The organism is Kitasatospora sp. NPDC057518 (assembly GCF_042802075.1).
In the GTDB taxonomy this organism is placed as follows: Bacteria; Actinomycetota; Actinomycetes; order Streptomycetales; family Streptomycetaceae; genus Kitasatospora.
This window is the reverse complement of record NZ_JBHVEU010000659.1, coordinates 1-3,313: the sequence shown is the minus strand read 5'-3', so window position 1 is coordinate 3,313 and position 3,313 is coordinate 1. Positions and strand designations below refer to the sequence as shown.

The 3,313-nt window shown below is 74.3% G+C and carries 4 protein-coding genes and 1 pseudogene; all 5 read right to left on the bottom strand.

Annotation, left to right across the window (positions count from 1 at the left end; translation table 11 throughout):
- A partial coding sequence (locus tag ACFU7Z_RS37940) for a cytochrome P450 (RefSeq protein WP_380782654.1) occupies positions 1-1,477 on the bottom strand: 1,477 nt, incomplete at its 3' end.
- Between the two features lie 88 nt (positions 1,478-1,565).
- A complete protein-coding gene (locus ACFU7Z_RS37935; protein WP_375877289.1) occupies positions 1,566-2,183 on the bottom strand; it encodes an ATP/GTP-binding protein in 618 nt (205 codons plus the stop codon).
- Positions 2,164-2,526 (bottom strand): DUF742 domain-containing protein, encoded by a 363-nt coding sequence (locus ACFU7Z_RS37930; protein ID WP_380670015.1) that lies wholly within the window; start codon positions 2,524-2,526, stop codon positions 2,164-2,166. The genes ACFU7Z_RS37935 and ACFU7Z_RS37930 overlap by 20 nt, the downstream gene beginning before the upstream one ends.
- Before the next feature lie 78 nt (positions 2,527-2,604).
- Positions 2,605-2,991, bottom strand: coding sequence for a roadblock/LC7 domain-containing protein (locus tag ACFU7Z_RS37925; RefSeq protein WP_181970384.1), 387 nt, complete (start codon positions 2,989-2,991; stop codon positions 2,605-2,607).
- Positions 2,992-3,008: 17 nt separating this feature from the next.
- A pseudogene (locus ACFU7Z_RS37920) lies at positions 3,009-3,313 on the bottom strand (hypothetical protein); the annotation flags it as partial.

The window sequence follows — 3,313 nt, the reverse complement described above, 5'->3', positions numbered from 1 at the left end:
CGTCCCACCAGCCGCGGCGCTGCGCCGGGATCGTCGGGGCCGCCGGGACGCCCTGTTCCGGCGCCGCCTTCGCCTGTTCGGCCCCTGTCTCCACCCCTGCCTCCGCCTCCGCCTTCGCGTCGGCCTCCGCCAGCTCCGCCTCCGCCACCGAGAGCGGGTCCGGCTCGATGTCGCGGGCGGTGAACTCCACCGGCAGCGCCGTCAGGTGCCGGGAGATCCAGGCCGAGCTCCAGACCAGCTCCTCCTCGGGCACCGCGAGCCGGACGTCCGGCAGCAGGGTGAGCAGGATGTCGATCCCGGCCTCGGCGACGTGCCGCCCGATGTCCTGGCCGGGGCACTCGTGCGGCCCGGCGCCGAAGGACAGGTGGGAGCGGTTGCCGTACAGCGGGGCCGCCAGGTCGGGGCGGACCACCGGGTCGACGTTGGCCGCCGCGAGCCCGAGCAGCAGCAGGTCCCCGGCCCGGATCTGCTGGCCGCCCAGCTCGGTGTCGGCGGTCGCCCAGCGGCCGGCCACCAGGGACATCGGCGGGGAGTCCCAGAGCACCTGGTCCAGCGCCTCGCCCAGGGTCATCTGGCCGCCGGAGAGGTGGGCGCGGAAGCGCGGGTCGGTGAGCACCATCTTCAGCGAGTCGGCGATCAGGTTGACGGTGGTCTCGTTCGCGGCGAGCAGCACCACCCGCAGGTGCTCCATCACCTCGTCCTCGGTCAGCCCGGCCGGGTGCGCCAGCAGACGGCTGGTCAGGTCGTCGCCGGGGTGCTCGCGCTTGAGGGCGATGGTCCGGCGCAGACCGGCGACCACGTACTCGTTGCTGGCGATCGCCGTCTCGGTGCCCTTCATCAGGTCCCGGGCGGCGGTCACCAGCTGCGGCCCGTACTCGTCCGGCATGCCGAGCAGCTTGGTCATCACCAGCATGGGCAGGTGCTCGGCGAACTGGGAGATCAGCTCGGCCTGGCCGGTCGGCCCGACCACCTGGACCAGGTCGGTGGTGAAGCGGCGGACGTGGCGGCGGATGCCGCGCCGGTCGAAGCCGTTCAGGCCGTCCAGCAGGGCCCCGCGCAGCCGGCGGTGCTCGTCGCCGTCGGCGAACACGCAGATCGGCTGCCAGGCGACCACCGGCAGCAGCGGGGAGTCGGGCGGGACCTCGTTGTTGCGGAAGGCGTTCCACAGGCGCGAGTCCCGGGAGAACAGCGTGGGGGTGCGCATCACGGTGATGTTGGTGCCGTGGCCGAGCACCAGCCAGGCCGGGTGGTCGCCGTGCAGTAGCACCGGGGCGACCTCGCCGTGCTCGGCGCGCAGCTTGTCGTACAGGACCGTCGGGTCGGCCTCGGCCTCCGGGCCGTACAGGCGGCGCAGGCCGCCGGGGCCGGTCGGGGCGATGCCGCCGCCCGCGTGGGCCGGGCAGCCGGGCGGCGGGGCGGTGGCCGGCGCGGAGCCGACGGATTCGGGGCCGGCGGGTTCGGGGATCGGGGTGGTCACGGGGTCTCCGGTCGCGGGTGGGGTTCGGTGACGAGCGGACGGGCTCGGGCGGACGGTGGGTGGCCGGCGAGCGGGCATGGGTGCCTGCTCAGCCGGTGGCCGGGACGGCCAGCTCGTACAGGTAGTGCATCAGGGTCATCAGGGTGTCCCGGCTGGACTCCCGGCTGCGCGCGTCGCAGCTGACGATCGGCACCTCGGACGGCAGGTCCAGCGCGCTCCGCAGCTCGTCGAGCGGAACGGCCGGGGCCTCCGGGAAGCTGTTGACGGCCACCACGAAGGGCACACCGCGCTCCTCCAGCCGCCCGATCACCTCGAAGCTGACCTCCAGCCGCCGGGTGTCCACCAGGACCACCGCGCCCAGGGCGCCCTCGAACAGGCCGTTCCAGAGGAACCAGAACCGCTCCTGGCCGGGGGTGCCGAAGACGTACAGCACGAGCCGGTCGCTGATGCTGATCCGGCCGAAGTCCATGGCGACGGTGGTGGAGGTCTTCTGCTCGACGCCGGTCGGGTCGTCCACCCCGACCCCGGCCTGGGTCATGGTCTCCTCGGTGGTCAGCGGGCGGATCTCGCTGACCGCGCTGACCAGCGTCGTCTTGCCGACGCCGAAGCCGCCGACCACCACCACCTTGACCGCCGTGGTGACGGAGTCCGGCAGCAGGTCCGCCCCGGCCGGCCCGACCACCGTGTCAGAGCCGCTGAAGTCCATGGATCACCGCCTCCAACAGGGCACGGTCGGGGAGTTCCGCCGCGGGCACGGCGGCGCTGCGGGCCTCGATCAGCCCGTCGTCGAGCAGGTCCGCCAGCAGCACGATGACCACGCTGACGGGGAGCTCCAGGTAGGCGGAGACCTCCGCGACCGAGAGCGGGGAGCGGCACAGCCGCAGGATCGCGGCGTGCTCCGGCTGGTGGGCGGGGGTCGGCTCCGCGCGGGAGACGATCAGGGTGACCAGGTCGAAGACCCCCGGCCCCGAGGGGCCGCTGCGGCCCCGGGTGATGACGTACAGCCGGTCGGGCTCGGGGCCGTCCCAGCCGCCCTGCGCGGCCGTCATGCCACCGCCTCACTGTGCTCGTTCATGTGCCCGTCCCGCCGCCGGAGCTCGGCGCGGCAGGGCGGGACGGGTGGCGGTTCACGCGACCGCCTCGGGGTTGCGCGGCGGCGTGGACAGGTGCTCGCCGATCCGGGCGACCAGGTCGCGCATCTGGTGGCTCACCAGCCCGGCGTCCACGCCCTCGTCGGCGAGCACCGCGAGGTAGGCGCGGTCACCGGCGGCCATCAGGTAGAAGTAGCCGCCGTCCACCTCGATCACCACCAGCCGCATCGAGCCGTCGCCGTGCGGGAACTCGTGGCCGATCGCGCCGGCCAGGCTCTGCAGCCCGGCACAGGCGGCGGCGAGGCGGTCGGCGGTGTCCGGGTCGGTGCCGTACTGGGCGATCCGCAGGCCGTCGGCGGACAGCACGATGACGTGGCGCACGCACGGGACGCTGTGCGCGAGGTCGTTGAGGATCCAGTCCATGTTGCTGCGGTGCGGAATCACTGCTCGCCTTTCCCTGCCGTCTCTTCACTGGTGTGTGCGGCGCTGGTGCGTCCGGCACCCGACTGCCCGGCGTCCGTCTGCCCGGCGTCCGTTCGTCCGGCACCGGTCTGTTCGGCGTCCGTGGCGCGCCCGGCGCCCGCAGGTCCGGACGGGCTCGGCCCGGTCCCCTTGATGCCGTCCATGAACGCCTCCAGCCACAGGCCCGGCTGCTTCGGCTCCTTGGCGGGGCGCGACGCCTGGACCGGCGGGCCGGCCAGCGGCCCAGGCGGCTGCGCCGTCGGCCCGCCGGGCTGCGCGGTGC